The following is a 16,321-nucleotide window of genomic DNA, read 5'->3' on the forward strand; positions in this document are numbered from 1 at the left end:
CCCGCGACAGGCGCAAGGGGAACGCATGAACGACCAGGCCGTCGGCTGCTACCGGCATCCGGACCGGGAGACGGGCATCCGCTGCACCCGCTGCGATCGCCCGATCTGTCCGGACTGCATGGTCAGCGCCTCCGTCGGATTCCAGTGCCCGGACTGTGTGAGCGGCCGTACGGACGCCGCCGGAAGCGGTCAGGGGCCCGGGCGGGCCGCCCCCGTGCGGGACACCACGCCCCGTACGATCGCGGGCGCCGCCCATTCGGCCGACCCCCGGCTGGTGACCAAGGTCCTCCTGGGGCTGAACGTCGCCCTGTGGATCGCCGTGATGTCCGTGGGCGACGAGCTCGTCTTTGACCTCGACCTGTTCACCCGGCTGGGTCCTTACGGTGTGGCGGAAGGCGAGTGGTACCGCCTTCTGACCTCGACGTTCCTGCACCAGGCGCCCATGCACCTGGCGTTCAACATGCTCTCGCTCTGGTGGCTCGGCCCCCCGCTGGAGGCGGCGCTCGGCCGGGCCCGCTTCCTCGCGCTCTATCTGCTGTCCGGCCTGGGCGGCAGCGCGCTGACCTACCTGGTCACGGGGCCGTACGAGCCCTCGCTCGGCGCGTCCGGGGCGATCTTCGGTCTGCTGGGCGCGACCGCGGTGCTGATGCGGCGCCTCAATTACGACATGCGCCCGGTGATCGCGCTGCTCGTGCTCAATCTGATCTTCACCTTCACCTGGCACAACATCGCCTGGCAGGCGCACATCGGCGGCCTGGTGATGGGCACGGCGGTGGCGTACGGCCTGGTGCACGCGCCCCGGGAGAAGCGCGTGCTGGTGCAGCGGCTCACCTGTGGGGCGGCGCTGCTGGTGGTGGTCGTCGCCGTGATCGCGCGGACCCTCCAGATCGGTGCCTGAGCGGGCCCGCGGCTCCTGTGAGAGTCGGTGCCCGAGCCGGGCCGGGCCCCCGTGAGAGGGGTGCGCGGGCCCGGCGCGCAAGCCCTCCGGGGAGCTTTCCGAGGAGTTATCCACACCCTCGTCCACAGTGGGGAAAAACTCAGAAGATCTGTGGATAACTTCCTCGCCGTTGACGCCGGTGTGACTGATCACAAGCGCTGCGTATCGACCACCGCAGCGCCGCTTCCAGCGGAAACGTAGCTCTGTGCGAGGGCGGACAGCTGTTCCCCACGGGATGCACAAGATTCTGTACGCGCTGTGGACAACCGGCGTGGACAACCCCCTGAGGACAACCCCTCCGGCGGCCCGGAAAGGCCGCCGCCGCGCTACGGAGGCGCTACTTCCACTGGGTGGAGACCACGAACCCCGCCGCGATGAAGCCGAAGCCGACCACGATGTTCCAGTTGTGCAGGGACTCCACGGGCATGTCGCCACTGGTCACGTAGAAGATGACGATCCAGGCCAGCCCGATGAGGAACATCGCCAGCATCAGCGGCGCCACCCAGCGGCGCCCGCTGTTCAGCTTGATGCTCTGCTGCTGCTTCGCCGGCGGCGGCGTGAAGTCGTCCTTCTTGCGGATCCGTGACTTCGGCACGAGGAACTCTCCTGTCGATGCGCTGCGTGACCGCGCTGGGGATACAAAGGGCTGACCGCCGAGTCGGCGAGCGACGGGACGCCACCTTCCCTCGGGCGTCCGTTAGCGTAGTGCTTCCGCGGCGTCGGAGAGGATAAGGGTACGTTGAGCAATTCTGCGGACTCCACCAGCACGCCTTCCCGGCGATTCCGGCCGGTCCGGCTACTGACCGGCGGGGTCTTCGCACTGGCCGGCCTCATCTTCTGGATGAGTTTCAACACCGCTCACGGCACCAACATCCGCACCGACGACTCCATGCTCCGGCTCTCCGACCTCATCCAGGAACGCAGCCGTAAGAACGCCGCCCTGGACGAGAGCGCCGGCGCCGTCCGCTCCGAGGTCGACGCCCTCGCCCGGCGCGACAGCGGCAGCACCGCCGCCCAGGACCGCGAGCTCGCCGCCCTGGAGAACGGCGCGGGCACCCGCGAGCTCAAGGGCACGGCCCTGACCGTCACCCTCACCGACGCCCCGCCCAACGCCACCCCCCGGATCCCCGGCGTCCCCGACCCCCAGCCGAACGACCTGGTCATCCATCAGCAGGACCTCCAGGCCGTCGTGAACGCCCTGTGGCAGGGCGGCGCCAAGGGCATCCAGGTGATGGACCAGCGGCTGATCTCCACCAGCGCGGTCCGCTGCGTCGGCAACACCCTCATCCTCCAGGGCCGCGTCTACTCCCCGCCCTACAAGGTGACCGCCGTCGGCGACCGCGGCGCCCTCCGCAAGGCCCTGGACACCTCCCCCGCGATCCAGAACTACCTCCAGTACGTCACCGCCTACGGACTCGGCTGGAAAGTCGACCAGCACGACGCGGTGACTCTTCCCGGCTACTCGGGCACAGTGGATCTCCACTACGCGAAGCCCACGGGGTAACCGAGGAGGGGAGCGCCGGTGCGCGCGCGACTCGTCGTCCGGACACTCAGCGAACTCTGCGTCACCGCCGGCACCCTGATCGTCCTCCTGGTGGTCTACGTCCTCTACTGGACCGGCGTCCGGGCGGACCACGCCATGGACGGCGCGATCGACCGCCTCCAGGACCAGTGGTCCGCCGGACCCGTGGCACAGCCCCCGGCCACCGGGGACGGCACCACCGGGAGCACACCCCCGGCACACGGCGGCGGCGACCGGGCCGCCGCCCCGCCCGCGCGCGGCGGCGACCGGCCCCACACCACCGGAGCCGCCCCCGGCGCCTACCGCGACGGACGCGCCTTCGCCGTCATGTACATCCCCCGCTTCGGCTCCGGCTGGACCAAGCCCGTCCTCCAGGGCACCGGGACCGACGTGCTCAAGAAGGGCCTCGGGCACTACGACCGCACCGCCCCCCTGGGCGCCGTGGGGAACTTCGCCGTCGCCGGCCACCGCCGCACCTACGGCGACCCCTTCAAGGACGTCCCCGAGCTGCGCCCCGGCGACGCCGTCGTCCTGACCGACGGGACCACCTGGTACACCTACCGCGTCGACCGCGAGCCCTACCGGACCCGGCCCGAGGACATCGGCGTCATCGACCCCGTACCGGCCGCCTCCGGCTTCCGCGGGCCCGGCCGCTATCTGACCCTGACCACCTGCGAGCCCGAGTGGGGGCACAGCCACCGGCTGATCGTCTGGGCGCGCCTGGAAGCCACCCGTCCGGTCTCCGACGGCAGGCCCGGGGCTTTGTCCGGCTGACCCCCGCGGCCCGCGCCCGCCCCTTACCCTGGTGCTGCAATCCAACGTCATCGGCAAATGGGGACGGCATGTACGGCTGGATCTGGCGGCATCTGCCGGGCAACGCGTGGGTGCGGGCGCTGATCTCGCTGGTGCTCGTACTGGCGATCGTCTACGCCCTTTTCCAGTACGTCTTCCCCTGGGCGGAACCGCTGCTGCCGTTCAACGACGTCACGGTCGACAACGGAATGGCGGTCAGTCGGTGAGCGCGCGCATCCTCGTCGTGGACAACTACGACAGCTTCGTCTTCAACCTCGTCCAATACCTCTACCAGCTGGGCGCCGAGTGCGAGGTGCTGCGCAACGACGAGGTGGAGCTCTCGCACGCCCAGGACGGCTTCGACGGCGTGCTGCTGTCGCCCGGCCCCGGCGCGCCCGAGCAGGCGGGCGTCTGCATCGACATGGTCCGGCACTGCGCCGGTACCGGAGTGCCCGTCTTCGGCGTCTGCCTGGGCATGCAGTCGATGGCCGTCGCGTACGGCGGTGTCGTCGGCCGGGCCCCCGAGCTGCTGCACGGCAAGACCTCCCTGGTGACGCACGAGGGCAAGGGCGTCTTCCACGGCCTGCCCACGCCCTTCACCGCCACCCGCTACCACTCGCTCGCGGTCGAGCGGGAGAGCTGGCCGGACGAGCTGGAGATCACCGCCTGGACCGACTCCGGCATCGCGATGGGCCTGCGCCACCGCGACCTGCCCGTCGAGGGCGTGCAGTTCCACCCGGAGTCGGTGCTCACCGAGTGGGGCCACCGGATGCTCGCCAACTGGCTGGTGACCTGTGGCGACGCCGGCGCCGTGGAGCGATCGGCGGGGCTCGCCCCGGTGGTGGGCAAGGCCGGGGCGTGACCGACGGCCCGCGCGTCGTGTCGCAGCCCCTGCCGCCCGAGGACCGGGCGACGATGGTGCTGCGCAGGGTGCCGGGAGGGGCCTCCGCGGCCGCTCCCGCGCCCGTACGGACGGGTGGGCGGGCCGCACGCCGCAAGGCGGCCCGGCAGGCCCGCAGGGGCAGCCTGGGCGTGCTTCTCTGCCGGCTGGTCGGCGAGCTGTTCATCACCCTGGGCGCGGTGATGCTGCTCTTCGTCGCCTACCAGCTGTGGTGGACCAATGTGATCGCCCATCAGCAGGCGGGCGGCGCCGCGAAGGACCTGCGGAGGACGTGGGAGAAGGGCGCGGGCGAGGACCGGGACGCGGGCGCCTTCTCCCCGGGCGAGGGCTTCGCGATCCTCTACATCCCGTCGCTGGACGTGAAGGCGCCGATCGCCGAGGGCATCGGCAAGCAGAAGGTCCTGGACCGCGGCATGGTCGGCCACTACGCCGAGGGCCCGCTCCGTACGGCCATGCCCTGGGACGCGCGGGGGAACTTCGCGCTGGCCGGTCACCGCAACACCCACGGCGAGCCCTTCCGCTACGTCAACCGGCTGAAGCCCGGTGACAAGATCGTGGTGGAGACCCGCAGCGCCTTCTACACCTATGAGATGACCACCCGTCTGGAACAGACGCCCCCGGCGAATGTCACGGTCATCCGCCCCGTCCCGCCGGGATCCGGCTTCACCCGGCCCGGCCGCTACATCACGCTCACCACCTGCACTCCGGAATTCACCAGTACGTATCGTCTGATCGTCTGGGGCAAGATGGTCGACGAGCGCCCCCGGAGCAAGGGCAAGCCGGACGCTCTCGTCGGATGAACCACTTACCGGACAGCAGAGCGAATCGGGGTACGACGCGGTGGCACGGAACGACGGCGACGAACCCCACCGGCCGGCCCCCGCGCGCGGCCGGCTCGCCGCCACCGTGGGCGTCATCGGCGAACTGCTGATCACCGCGGGCGTGCTGATGGCCCTCTTCGTCGTCTACTCCCTGTGGTGGACGAACGTCCTCGCCGACCGCGAGGCCAAGCGCCAGAGCGGCACCGTCCGCGAGAACTGGGCGAAGAAGGGGCCGGGCGCCCTGGACACCAAGGACGGCATCGGCTTCCTCCATGTCCCGTCCATGCGGAACGGCGAGGTCCTGGTCAAGAGCGGCACCGGCGGCGACGTCCTCAACGAGGGCGTCGCCGGCTTCTACCGCTCCCCGGTGAAGGCCGCGATGCCCTGGGACAAGAGCGGGAATTTCACCCTGGCGGCCCACCGGGACGGCCACGGCGCTAAGTTCCACAACATCGACAAGATCAAGACCGGTGACGCGGTCGTCTTCGAGACCCGGGACGTCTGGTACGTCTACAAGGTCTACGCGGAGCTCAAGGAGACCTCGAAGTACAACGTCGACGTCATCGACCCCGTCCCCAAGGAGTCCGGGAAGACCAGGCCGGGCCGCTATCTGACCCTCACGACCTGCACCCCGGTCTACACCTCCGACTACCGCTACATCGTGTGGGCGGAGCTGGAGCGCACGGAGAAGGTCGACAGCGAGCGCACCAAGCCGAAGGAACTGCGCTAGGCGGTCCGTACGGTACGAGGTCGTACGGCACGAGGTCCGTACAGCACGAGGTCCCGGCACCCAGGGAGGGTGCCGGGACCTCGGCCGTTCCGGAGCGCGCGGGTCAGTGCCTGCGGCCGCCGATCCAGTTGCCGCCGAAGAGGCCGCCGTCGGTGTTGCCACCGGGGGTGCCGGTGTCGCCGCCGCCCGGGCCGCCGACGTCACCGCCGGTGGTGGCCGGGACGCCCGCCTGCGTGAAGATGCTGATCGGGGTGTTCTTGTCGACCTGGGCGCCGGGGCCCGGGTTGGTGTTGATGACCACCGCGTTGTCGTCCTGGGGGCCCTGGACGGGGCCCACCTGGAGGCCGGCGTCGGTCAGGGCCTTCTTGGCGTCCTTCAGCTTGGTGTTCGCCGTGGTCGGCACGGTGACCTTCTGACCGGCCTTGGCCACGGTCAGCGTGACCGTGGAAGCGGGCTTGGCGGCGGTGTTGCCGTCGGGGCTCTGCCGCACGACCGTGCCGGGAGGCGAGGAGGACTCCTCCTCCTGCTTCTCCACCTTGAAGCCGAGGTCCGTCAGCTGCTTCTTGGCCGCCTCGAACGGCTGGTTGACCACCGAGGGCACCTGCTTGGTCTGCGCGGCCTCCGCGACGGTCAGGGTGACATCAGAGCCCTTCGTGGCCTTCGAGAGACCCGCGGGGTCCTGCGAGAGCACCGTACCGGCGGACGCCTCGTCGGTGACCTTCTGCTTCACCTTGACGACGAAACCCTTCTCCTCCAGCACCTTGCGGGCGTTGTCGACCTGCTTCTCGGTGACGTCCGGGACCTCGATCTTCGGCGCCCCCTCGGACACCGTCACCTTGATCTCGGCGCCCCGGTCGACCTTGGAGTCGGGCTGCGGATTCTGCTCGCAGACCTTGCCCTTGTCCTGGTCGCAGGCCTTGGTGCCGCCCTCGACGACCTTCAGATCGACGTTCTCGCCCATCTTCTTGGCGTCGGCCAGCGTCTGCCCGATCAGCCGCGGCACGGTCACGTCGCCGTTGTTGCCGTTCCCGCTGAACAGCGACTTGCCGATGAAGATCGCGCCGACGAGCACCAGGACACCCGCGACGATCAGCAGGATCGTCGACAGATTGCCCTTCTTGCCGCCCCCGCCGCCGCGCCGGTGGCCGCTGCCGTCGTCGTAACCGCCGTAGCCGCCGTCGTCGTGGCGGACCGGCGGGAGCATCGACGTCTGGCCGGCCCCGTGGTCCTGCGAGCGCAGCATGGTGGTCGGCTGGTCCTCGCCGTAGCCGACCGCGCCCATGGACTGGGTGGCCGCCACGGGCTGGCCCTCCAGGGCCGCCTCGATGTCGGCGCGCATCTCGTCCGCCGACTGGTAGCGGTAGTCCGGGTCCTTGGTCAGCGCCTTGAGGACGATCGCGTCCATCTCCGGCGTGATCTCGGGGTCGAACATGCTCGGCGGGTTGGGCTCCTCCCGCACGTGCTGGTACGCGACGGCCACCGGCGAGTCGCCCACGAACGGCGGACGGACCGTCAGCAGCTCGTACAGCAGACAGCCGGTGGAGTAGAGGTCCGACCGCGCGTCGACCTGCTCGCCCTTGGCTTGCTCGGGGGAGAGGTACTGCGCGGTGCCGATGACGGCCGCCGTCTGAGTCATCGTCATGCCGGAATCACCCATCGCGCGGGCGATGCCGAAGTCCATGACCTTGACCTGGCCGGTGCGCGTCAGCATGACGTTGGCCGGCTTGATGTCACGGTGGACGATGCCGGCCCGGTGGGAGTACTCCAGCGCCTGGAGGACGCCCGTGGTCATCTCCAGCGAGCGCTCCGGCAGCAGCTTGCGGCCGGAGTGCAGCAGCTCGCGGAGGGTCGACCCGTCGACGTACTCCATGACGATGTACGGGATCGAGACCCCGTCCACGTAGTCCTCGCCGGTGTCGTACACGGCGACGATGGACGGGTGGTTCAGCGAGGCGGCGGACTGGGCCTCACGGCGGAACCGGGCCTGGAAGGACGGGTCGCGGGCGAGATCCACCCGGAGCGTCTTCACGGCGACGGTGCGACCGAGCCGGGTGTCGTGCGCGAGGTAGACCTCGGCCATGCCACCGCGGCCGAGCACCGAGCCCAGCTCGTACCGGCCGCCGAGGCGACGCGGCTCTTCCATAGCTCCAGCCCTTCCGTTTTCCTGACCGCACCGGCGTGGGTCCGGCGGTGTGCTGTCCGGCATACCGTACCCGGCACGCCCCACGCCTTCCGGCCGCGACGGCCACCTGATACACGACCGGTACCGTCACCCGCGGCGCACCGGAGCGGAGGTGAACGGCGTCACTTCGACGTCTTGAGCACGGCCTCCATGACGCTCTTCGCGATCGGCGCGGCGAGCTTGCCGCCGGCGATGTCACTGCGGTCGGTGTCCGAACCCTCGATCACCACGGCCACGGCCACCGGCGAGCCGTTGTCCGTCTTGGCGTAGGAGATGAACCAGGCGTACGGGTTCGCGGTGTTGTCGACGCCGTGCTGGGCGGTTCCGGTCTTGCCGCCGACCGTGACGTTGGGGATCTGGCCGTTCTTACCGGTGCCGTCCTGGACCACCGTCTCCATGATCGACTGGAGCTGCTGCGCCGTCTGCTTGGAGAACGGCTGCGACATCTCCTTCGGCTGATGCGTCTCGATCACGTTGAGGTTGGGCGCCCGCACCTTGTCGACCATGTACGGCTCCATCAGCTTGCCGTTGTTGGCGACCGCGGAGGCCACCATGGCCATCTGGAGCGGCGTGGCGCGGTTGGACGCCTGACCGATTCCCGCCATCGCGTTCTGCGGGCGGTTGTCCTTGGGGTAGACGCTCTGCTCGACGCGGACCGGAGTGAAGATCTCCTTGTTGTTGAAGCCGAACTTCTCCGCCATGGCCATCATCTTCTTGTTGCCCAGGTCGGCGCTGACCTTGCCGAAGACGGTGTTGCAGGAGATCCGCAGGGCCTCGCGCAGCGAGCCGTCCTTGCAGGTGGGGAGGTTGCCCTCGTTGTCCAGCTTCGTGACCGTGTCCGGCAGCGTCCACGGCAGCGGCGAGTCCGTCTTGGAGTCGACGTCCTTGTACAGGCCGTTCTCCAGCGCCGCGGCGGCCGTGACGACCTTGAAGGTGGAACCCGGCGGGTAGGTCTGCCGCAGGGCCCGGTTGAGCATCGGCTGGTTCTTGTCCTTGTCCAGCGATGTCCAGGCCTCGCCGTCGTTCGCGCCCGCGATCTTCGACGGGTCGTACGACGGGGTGGACGCGAGGGCCAGGATCTTGCCCGTGCGCGGGTCGAGCGCGGCGACGGCGCCCTTCTTGTCCCCGAGGCCCTTGAAGGCGGCCTCCTGGGCCTTGGAGTTCAGGGTGGTGATCACGTCACCGCCCTTCTTCCCCTTGCCCGTGATCATGTCGACGGTGCGGTTGAAGAACAGGCGGTCGTCGTCGCCGATGAGCACCCGGTCGTAGATGTTCTCCAGCTGCGTGGCCCCGAAGACCTGCGAGGAGCGGCCGGTGACCGGCGCCCACATCTCGCCGTTCTTGTACGTCCGCTTGTACGCGAAGTCGACGCCGCCGGTCTCCTGGGAGCCCGTGATCGCCTGGCCGTCCACGATGATGTTGCCGCGCGGCTGGCTGTAGCGGGCGATGTCGACGCGGCGGTTCTTCTTGTGGGTCTTCAGCTCGTCGGCCTGGACGAACTGGAGCCAGTTGTCGCGGATCAGCAGGGCCAGCACGAGCAGCCCGCAGAAGATCGCGATCCGGCGCACGGGCTTGTTCACGGGCGGACCACCTGGGTCATCTCGGCGTCGGTGGACGGTGCGGGTGCCGGTGCGGGACGGCGCGCCGTATCGCTGATCTTGATCAGGATGGCGATCAGGGCCCAGTTGGCGATGACGGACGAGCCGCCCTGCGCGAGGAACGGCATGGTCATACCGGTCAGCGGGATGAGGCCCATGACACCGCCGGCCACGACGAAGACCTGGATGCCGAAACCGGCGGACAGGCCCGTGGCCAGAAGCTTGCCGAAGGGGTCGCGGGCGGCCAGCGCCGTGCGCATGCCGCGCTCGACGATCAGACCGTAGATCAGCAGCAGCCCCATCGCGCCGGCCAGGCCGAGCTCCTCGCCGAAGGAGGCGAAGATGAAGTCGGAGTTGGCGGCGAACTGGATGAGGTCCGAGGCGCCCTGCCCCCAGCCCGTGCCGAAGACGCCGCCGGAGCCGAAGGCGAACAGCGCCTGGGCGATCTGCTCGGTGGTGGCCCACGACGGGCGCGGCGTGTCGTACACCGCGAAGGGGTGCAGCCAGGCCATCACACGGACCTTCACGTGCGGCTCGACCGAGCCGACCACGGCCGCGCCGCCCGCGGACATCAGCAGACCGAAGACGATCCAGCTGGTGCGCTCGGTGGCGACGTACAGCATGACGACGAACATGCCGAAGAACAGCAGCGAGGAGCCCAGGTCGGTCTCGAAGACCAGGATCATCAGGCTGAGCGCCCAGACGACGAGGATCGGTCCGAGGTCACGCCCACGCGGCAGGTACAGCCCCATGAAGCGGCGGCTGGCCAGGGCGAGCGCGTCGCGCTTCACCATCAGGTAGCCGGCGAAGAAGATCGCGATGATGATCTTCGCGAACTCTCCGGGCTGGATGGAGCCGAGGCCCGGGACGGTGATCCAGATCTTGGCGCCGAACTTGCCGGGGAAGAAGACCGGGGCGACCAGCAGGACCAGCGCCACCACCATCGAGATGTAGGTGTAGCGCTGGAGGATGCGGTGGTCCTTGAGGAAGATCACCACACCGACGAACAGGGCGATGCCCATCGCCGAGAACAGCAGCTGGTTGGGGGCCGACGCCTGGAAGGTGAAGCCCTGCGCCTTGGCCAGCCGGGCGAGCCGCTCCGACTGGTCCAGCCGCCAGATCATGACCAGGCCCAGGCCGTTGAGCAGGGTGGCCAGCGGCAGCAGCAGCGGGTCGGCGTACTTGGCGAACTTGCGGACCACCAGGTGGCCGACGCCGGCCAGCAGGCCGAGGCCCAGGCCGTAGCCGAGCATGCCCGAGGGCATCTCGCCGTCGAGGGCGAGGCCGACGTTGGCGTACGCGAAGCACGGCAGGATCACCGCGAAGGCGAGCAGCGCCAGCTCGGTGTTGCGCCGGCTGGGCGGGCCCACGGTGCTGATCGTGGTCGTGGTGGTGGTACTCGGCGTGGATGGCATGGCTGACATGAGTTGATGGCCCCCTACGGCTTCACTGCTGAGCGCTGCACTGCGGGACCAACTTCTGCTCTTCCTCGGTGAGGGTGGGGCCCGGCGCGGGCGTCGGGGTGGCCTGGACGGGGTTCGGCTTGGCGTCGGCCCGGTTGGGGTCGCGGGCGTCGCCCAGGGCGCCGCCGGCCTTGTCGCCGCTCTGCTTCTCCGCCTCCCGCTGCTTCTGCTCGGCCTTGCGCCGCTCGTCTTCCTTCTTGCAGGTGCCGGCGAGCAGACCGAGGTCCTTGGCCTTCTGGACGGCCTTGGCCCGGCTGTCGAGCGGGATCGTCTCCTCGACGCGCGTGCGCTGGTCGACCGGGAGGTACTTGAGTTCGATCTCGGGGTGGTCCTCGTACAGCTTGCTGAGGCCGACCCAGGCGAGGTCCTGGTTGATGCCCTGGTAGACGGCCACGTGGTTGTTGTCCTTGGCGCCCACGTAGTACTGCGTCTGGGTCCAGCTGTAGCCGCCGTAGAGGCCGCCGGCGACGACGCCGAGCACGATCGCGGCGATCACCGACCGCTTGATCCACTTGCCCCGGCGTGCGGGCTTGACGAAATCCTCGTCCATGAACGCGCCGAAGGAGCCGTCCGGAGCGCCGCCCATGCCGGGCTCACCGCTGCCGGGCGGGCCGAAGCCGCCCGCGGGGGCCTGCGGGGGCACCGGACGGTTGGCGCGGGCGTGCTCGGCGGCGCGGCCGGCCGGCGTCTGCATGGCGCCGTCGTCGCCCAGCTGGAGCTGGTTCTCCGCGACCGCGCCGACGATCACGGGCGTGTCGTTGAACTGGGCGGTCAGGGTGTCGTTGCCGTCGACGTCGAGGACGTCGGCGACGATGCAGGTGATGTTGTCGGGTCCGCCGCCGCGCAGGGCGAGCTGGATGAGCTCCTGGATCGTCTCGTGCGGGCCCTGGTAGCTGGCGAGCGTCTCCTCCATCGTCTGATGGCTGACGACGCCGGAGAGGCCGTCCGAGCAGATCAGGTAGCGGTCGCCGGCGCGCACCTCGCGGATGGAGAGGTCCGGCTCCACGTGGTCGCCACTGCCCAGCGCGCGCATCAGCAGGGAGCGCTGCGGGTGGGTGGTGGCCTCCTCCTCGGTGATCCGGCCCTCGTCGACCAGCCGCTGCACCCAGGTGTGGTCCTGGGTGATCTGGGTGAGCACGCCGTCGCGCAGCAGGTACGCGCGCGAGTCGCCGACGTGCACCAGGCCGAGCCGCTGGCCGGTCCAGAGCAGGGCTGTGAGCGTGGTGCCCATGCCCTCCAGCTGGGGGTCCTCCTCGACCATGACCCGGAGCTGCTCGTTGGCGCGCTGCACTGCGGAACCGAGCGAGGTGAGGATGTCGGAGCCCGGGACGTCGTCGTCGAGCGTGACGAGGGTGGAGATCACCTCGGAGGAGGCGACCTCGCCCGCGGCCTGGCCGCCCATGCCGTCGGCGATGGCGAGCAGGCGCGGGCCGGCGTAACCGGAGTCCTCGTTGCCCTCCCGGATCATGCCCTTGTGCGATCCGGCGGCGAAGCGCAGTGACAGACTCATGCGCACCTCGCCCGTCGGCTCCGGGTACATCCGCACGGTGCCCACCCTCCGGTCGTCATGGTCCTACTACTTCCGCAGCTCGATGACGGTCTTGCCGATGCGGATCGGCGCACCGAGCGGGATCGGGGTCGGGGTGGTCAGCCGGGTCCGGTCGAGGTACGTGCCGTTGGTCGAACCGAGGTCCTCGACGATCCACTGGCCGTCGCGGTCCGGATAGATCCTGGCATGCCTGCTGGAGGCGTAGTCGTCGTCCAGCACGATCGTGGAGTCGTGCGCGCGGCCGAGGGAGATGGTCTGTCCCTGGAGGGCCACCGTGGTGCCGGTGAGCGTCCCCTCGGAGACCACCAGCTTCGTGGGCGCGCCACGGCGCCCGCGGTCGGCCCGGCGGCCGCCGCCCTGCTGCTGGCGCTGCTGCGGCGGCGCGGTCTGCTGCGCGCGCTGCGGCTGCCGGTCGGAGCCGCCGCGGCGGGAACCGCGCTGGGTCACGCGCGTGCCGAAGAGGTCGCTGCGGATGACCTGGACGGCCACGATGACGAACAGCCACAAGACGGCGAGGAAACCCAACCGCATGACCGTGAGGGTCAGCTCTGACATTGCCCCCGCTTCACCCTTCGGCTTGCCGATAAACGATGGTGGTGCTGCCCACGACGATGCGCGAGCCGTCGCGGAGCGTAGCGCGCGTGGTGTGCTGTCCGTCCACCACGATGCCGTTCGTCGACCCCAGATCCTGGATCGTCGCGGGGGTGCCGACCCGGATTTCGCAGTGCCGGCGGGATACGCCGGGGTCGTCGATGCGTACGTCCGCCTCGGTGCTGCGGCCCAGGACGAGGGTGGGCCGTGAGATCTGGTGGCGGGTGCCGTTGATCTCGATCCAGCGCCTGGTCTGGCCGCCGGGAGCGGCCCCGGCCGCGGGGCCCGCCGGACGGGGCGCGGGGCGTCCCGGAGGCGTGGCGCCGGGCGGCGGGGACGCGGGCATGGGCGGCAGGCCGGCCGGCGGGGCCGGATAGCCGCCGCCACCCTGGGTGACGGCGCCGCCGGTGCCGGGCCGCGGGGCGGCCGGGCGGGCGCCCGGCTCCTGCGACTCGCTGGCGGCGAGGGTGCGGCTGCGCACCCGGTAGAGCCCGGTGTCGAGGTCGTCCGCCTTCTCCAGGTGGACCTTGATGGTCCCCATGAAGGTGTACCGCTGCTGCTTGGCGTAGTCGCGGACCATCCCGGAGAGCTCGTCGCCGAGCTGCCCGGAATAGGGGCTGAGACGCTCGAAGTCCGGGGCGCTCAGCTCCACGATGAAGTCGTTGGGGACGACGGTGCGGTCGCGGTTCCAGATGGTGGCGTTGTTGTCGCACTCACGCTGGAGCGCGCCGGCGATCTCCACCGGCTGCACCTCGGACTTGAACACCTTGGCGAAGGTGCCGTTCACGAGACCCTCGAGTCGCTGCTCGAAGCGCTTCAGTACTCCCACGGGGCACCTCCTTCCCTCAGTGACGTTCCTGATGCTCAGTGTCGTTCCTGATACTGCTTACTGATCGTATCCACGCGTCGGGAAAACGGCTGGTTCCCCTTCGGCGCCAGGAGTGACGAGTGTCGCCTTGAAGGCGCCTTCGTGTCGCCTTCACTAGGGATCGTAGAGGCGGCCGTGAGTCAGTGTCCCGCAACCGGAGCGGTACCCCGTAGGCCCCGCCGTCACGACCCGGGCCCCGGAGTCTCCGGAGCGGTCGCCGAAGCGGTCGCCGAAGTGGTCTTCGGAGCGGTCTTCGGAGCGGTCTCCGGGAGGGTGCGGCGGGGCGTCGGCGGCTGCGGGGTGCGGGCGGGGTGGGCGCGCGTGCGGGCGGGGTGCCGGAGACGCGGTCGCGCGGGACGCCCGGGGCGTGGTCCGGAGGGGCGCCGGGGCTGGTGGGCGGCGGTGGGGCGGCCCGCGGGGGCGCACGGGGGCCGTGTGGCGGGGGCCACGGCGAACGCGTGTGAAGACCCCCTCCGCAGCGTGCTAATGTTCTCGATGTCGGAAGGCGAACGCACAAGACCCGGACGGACGAGTCCGAAGAAGGTGCGGGGTAACGAAGACAACACCCATGCGCGGGTGGCGGAATAGGCAGACGCGCTGGATTCAGGTTCCAGTGCCCGAAAGGGCGTGGGGGTTCAACTCCCCCCTCGCGCACCATACGAGACGGACCCCTCCGAGTGACTCAGGTCACCTGGAGGGGTCCGTTTCGTTATGCCCGTCTACCGGTTCGTCTGTTTTTTCCTGGGCTTCCGCGTTCTTTCGTGCGGATGTCCGTCGGTCTCCTGTTCGGATTCTTGCCCTGATCTTTGCCCGACGGCCGGTGCGATGGCGCGAATTCGGCTGTGACGGAAGAGCTTGGCCGGATCATTGCCCGCGCGAGTGACAGCAGTGGGAACATCATTCTGTAGTCGCGCTGGGGCGCTGTGTGAAGGGCGTCGGAGTCCGGTGTCGTAGGGGGGCGTCGTCTGCAACCGGAATGGGGGACGCTGTGGCGTGGGACCAGACCTCCGTGCTGACCGAGTGGGTGCTGCCCGCCGCCATCTGCGCGCCGGTGACCTGGGTGTGCCTGGTCTGGCGGTTCCGTGAGGACGGGCGGTTGCTCGGTACGGTCCGCTCGGCGGCGTCGGCGGTCGCCGTGGTGCTGTGGACGGCCGCCATGGCCGCGCTGGCCAGCGGGCTGCTGCTGCCGCACGCGTCGAGCGTGCCGCCCGCGGCGGTCGGCGTCGTGGCGGGGCTGGGGCTGGTGCCCAAGCGGAAGCTGGAGCAGTCGGGCGAGCACCCCTTGATGGCCATCGTCACCCTCGGCGACTCCTTGCTGCTGAACAGCCTCGCGATGCGGCTCCAGACCGACCGCGCCGAGTGGTCGTACCGCATGGTCGGCGGCTTTCAGGACTGCTGGGACCTCGACACCTTCGCGGACCGGGTGAGGCAGCATCTGTTGTCGCGCGTGGACGCCCCGGGGCGTACGGGCAGGAGCCGTACCCACCTCCGTAAGGAGATCGTGGAACGGCACAGGGACGTGCGGACGGCCGCCCAGAAATGGATCACCATCGAGACGCGGATCGAGAAGGCCTGCCAGCAGCAGGGACGCGAGCGCACGCGCGAGGAACTGCGGCAGGCGCGGCGGGCTTTCGGCGAGGCCGAGCAGTACTGCGCGTATCTGCTCGATCTGGCGCACGCCCATGGCAAGCGCAGTGACGACAGAAGGATCCGCGACCTGCGGAACCGTCCCGGGAACGCCTCCGTGGACGGGGCACCGGCCGGCTGAACCGGCCACCCCGTGAGCGTGTGCGGGGCGTGTGGGCCCTGCGGGGTGTGTGGGCGGCCGCGTAGGGCCGGTGAGGTGGCTGCACGGGGCGTGGCGTCAGCGGTGGACGGGAGCTAAGGGGCGACGGTGAGGAGAACGCGCGCTCTCCACGGGCTCACGGTGCTCTGCGGCCGGCCTCTCGCTGAAGGAGATCTCCACGCGTAGGTCGAGGGCTTCGGCGACGGCCGCCAGGGACCGCATGGTCAAATTCTCGTCGCCGGAGAGGATTTGACTGACCCGACCGGGGGATACGCCCATCGTGTCCGCCAAATCCTTGCGGGACATGCCCTGTTCGGCCAGGAGGCCGGCGAGCGAGGCCGTCGCGTGGCGTGCGAGGCGGGCGCCGGCCGCGTCGGCCGTCCTGCCGCCCTCGGTATGTGTTCGCCAGGCCATGCTCTACCCCCAGGACTTGTAGTGCCGCCAGGCGGCTCCCTTAGAGAGGATGCCACCTTTAGGCTTAGCTAAAAGCCTTGATTCGGCTAAAGATTGGGCCTCGGGCGCGGTCGGCCTTTCTCGGGCACCGGGTGACCAGGGACGACGCGGCAAACGGTCGAATTCGG

General features: G+C 69.9%; 16 protein-coding genes and 1 tRNA gene. 9 read left to right on the forward strand and 8 right to left on the reverse strand.

Translation table 11 applies throughout. From position 1 onward, the window contains the following. Positions 1-25 precede the first annotated feature (25 nt). On the forward strand, positions 26-898 hold the full coding sequence (locus LUZ64_RS11845) for a rhomboid family intramembrane serine protease (RefSeq protein ID WP_095580856.1): 873 nt from the start codon (positions 26-28) through the stop codon (positions 896-898). Positions 899-1,274: 376 nt separating this feature from the next. Here the strand turns inward: LUZ64_RS11845 and crgA are convergent, their stop codons facing one another. Further along, positions 1,275-1,532 carry a cell division protein CrgA gene (crgA, locus tag LUZ64_RS11850; protein WP_087927269.1) on the reverse strand — a complete coding sequence of 86 codons (258 nt, stop codon included), beginning with the start codon at positions 1,530-1,532 and terminating at the stop codon, positions 1,275-1,277. Between the two features lie 144 nt (positions 1,533-1,676). On the opposite strand from crgA, the gene LUZ64_RS11855 reads away from it, so the two are divergent. From LUZ64_RS11855 to LUZ64_RS11880, 6 genes are all read left to right on the forward strand, one after another. Further along, positions 1,677-2,441 carry a DUF881 domain-containing protein gene (locus tag LUZ64_RS11855; RefSeq protein ID WP_211304985.1) on the forward strand — a complete coding sequence of 255 codons (765 nt, stop codon included), beginning with the start codon at positions 1,677-1,679 and terminating at the stop codon, positions 2,439-2,441. A gap of 18 nt (positions 2,442-2,459) precedes the next feature. Then, positions 2,460-3,233 (forward strand): class E sortase, encoded by a 774-nt coding sequence (locus tag LUZ64_RS11860; protein WP_095580857.1) that lies wholly within the window; start codon positions 2,460-2,462, stop codon positions 3,231-3,233. A 68-nt stretch (positions 3,234-3,301) separates the two neighbouring features. Next, positions 3,302-3,478 (forward strand): hypothetical protein, encoded by a 177-nt coding sequence (locus LUZ64_RS11865; protein WP_087927271.1) that lies wholly within the window; start codon positions 3,302-3,304, stop codon positions 3,476-3,478. Next, on the forward strand, positions 3,475-4,113 hold the full coding sequence (locus tag LUZ64_RS11870; protein ID WP_095580858.1) for an aminodeoxychorismate/anthranilate synthase component II: 639 nt from the start codon (positions 3,475-3,477) through the stop codon (positions 4,111-4,113). The genes LUZ64_RS11865 and LUZ64_RS11870 overlap by 4 nt, the downstream gene beginning before the upstream one ends. Beyond that, positions 4,110-4,952, forward strand: coding sequence for a class E sortase (locus LUZ64_RS11875; protein WP_420877526.1), 843 nt, complete (start codon positions 4,110-4,112; stop codon positions 4,950-4,952). Before LUZ64_RS11870 ends, LUZ64_RS11875 begins: the two co-directional genes overlap by 4 nt. A gap of 40 nt (positions 4,953-4,992) precedes the next feature. Continuing rightward, entirely contained in the window at positions 4,993-5,703 is a 711-nt protein-coding gene (locus tag LUZ64_RS11880) for a class E sortase (RefSeq protein WP_095580859.1), read from the forward strand. A 103-nt stretch (positions 5,704-5,806) separates the two neighbouring features. On the opposite strand, the gene pknB is transcribed toward LUZ64_RS11880, so the two are convergent. The 6 genes from pknB to LUZ64_RS11910 all read right to left on the reverse strand — a co-directional run bounded on the left by pknB (position 5,807) and on the right by LUZ64_RS11910 (position 13,915). Further along, on the reverse strand, positions 5,807-7,846 hold the full coding sequence (pknB, locus tag LUZ64_RS11885; protein ID WP_095580860.1) for a Stk1 family PASTA domain-containing Ser/Thr kinase: 2,040 nt from the start codon (positions 7,844-7,846) through the stop codon (positions 5,807-5,809). A gap of 161 nt (positions 7,847-8,007) precedes the next feature. Next, positions 8,008-9,465, reverse strand: a complete 1,458-nt coding sequence (locus LUZ64_RS11890) for a peptidoglycan D,D-transpeptidase FtsI family protein (RefSeq protein ID WP_095580861.1) — start codon at positions 9,463-9,465, stop codon at positions 8,008-8,010. Further along, on the reverse strand, positions 9,462-10,898 hold the full coding sequence (locus LUZ64_RS11895) for an FtsW/RodA/SpoVE family cell cycle protein (protein ID WP_095580862.1): 1,437 nt from the start codon (positions 10,896-10,898) through the stop codon (positions 9,462-9,464). Before LUZ64_RS11895 ends, LUZ64_RS11890 begins: the two co-directional genes overlap by 4 nt. A gap of 31 nt (positions 10,899-10,929) precedes the next feature. Then, positions 10,930-12,456, reverse strand: coding sequence for a PP2C family protein-serine/threonine phosphatase (locus LUZ64_RS11900; RefSeq protein WP_095580867.1), 1,527 nt, complete (start codon positions 12,454-12,456; stop codon positions 10,930-10,932). Between the two features lie 66 nt (positions 12,457-12,522). Continuing rightward, the gene (locus LUZ64_RS11905) at positions 12,523-13,050 is read right to left on the reverse strand and encodes an FHA domain-containing protein FhaB/FipA (protein ID WP_087927277.1); all 528 of its coding nucleotides are present in this window, start codon (positions 13,048-13,050) and stop codon (positions 12,523-12,525) included. 10 nt (positions 13,051-13,060) lie between these two features. Then, positions 13,061-13,915, reverse strand: coding sequence for an FHA domain-containing protein (locus LUZ64_RS11910; RefSeq protein ID WP_095580863.1), 855 nt, complete (start codon positions 13,913-13,915; stop codon positions 13,061-13,063). A 609-nt stretch (positions 13,916-14,524) separates the two neighbouring features. Here LUZ64_RS11910 and LUZ64_RS11915 point away from each other — a divergent pair. Continuing rightward, positions 14,525-14,611 (forward strand) — tRNA-Leu (locus LUZ64_RS11915). 331 nt (positions 14,612-14,942) lie between these two features. Beyond that, positions 14,943-15,722 carry a hypothetical protein gene (locus tag LUZ64_RS11920; RefSeq protein ID WP_095581320.1) on the forward strand — a complete coding sequence of 260 codons (780 nt, stop codon included), beginning with the start codon at positions 14,943-14,945 and terminating at the stop codon, positions 15,720-15,722. Between the two features lie 96 nt (positions 15,723-15,818). Here the strand turns inward: LUZ64_RS11920 and LUZ64_RS11925 are convergent, their stop codons facing one another. Continuing rightward, complete coding sequence (locus LUZ64_RS11925) at positions 15,819-16,154, reverse strand: helix-turn-helix domain-containing protein (RefSeq protein ID WP_095581321.1); 336 nt, start codon at positions 16,152-16,154, stop codon at positions 15,819-15,821. Between the last annotated feature and the right edge of the window lie 167 nt (positions 16,155-16,321).

Origin of the sequence: Streptomyces albireticuli, from assembly GCF_021228125.1 — a bacterium.
GTDB lineage: Bacteria > Actinomycetota > Actinomycetes > Streptomycetales > Streptomycetaceae > Streptomyces > Streptomyces albireticuli.

Coding starts and splice junctions, on each gene's coding strand:
- LUZ64_RS11845 (WP_095580856.1), top strand. CDS start 26: ATGAACGACCAGGCCGTCGGCTGCTACCGGCATCCGGACCGGGAGACG.
- LUZ64_RS11865 (WP_087927271.1), top strand. CDS start 3,302: ATGTACGGCTGGATCTGGCGGCATCTGCCGGGCAACGCGTGGGTGCGG.
- pknB (WP_095580860.1), bottom strand. CDS start 7,846: ATGGAAGAGCCGCGTCGCCTCGGCGGCCGGTACGAGCTGGGCTCGGTG.
- LUZ64_RS11895 (WP_095580862.1), bottom strand. CDS start 10,898: ATGCCATCCACGCCGAGTACCACCACCACGACCACGATCAGCACCGTG.
- LUZ64_RS11900 (WP_095580867.1), bottom strand. CDS start 12,456: ATGAGTCTGTCACTGCGCTTCGCCGCCGGATCGCACAAGGGCATGATC.
- LUZ64_RS11905 (WP_087927277.1), bottom strand. CDS start 13,050: ATGTCAGAGCTGACCCTCACGGTCATGCGGTTGGGTTTCCTCGCCGTC.
- LUZ64_RS11925 (WP_095581321.1), bottom strand. CDS start 16,154: ATGGCCTGGCGAACACATACCGAGGGCGGCAGGACGGCCGACGCGGCC.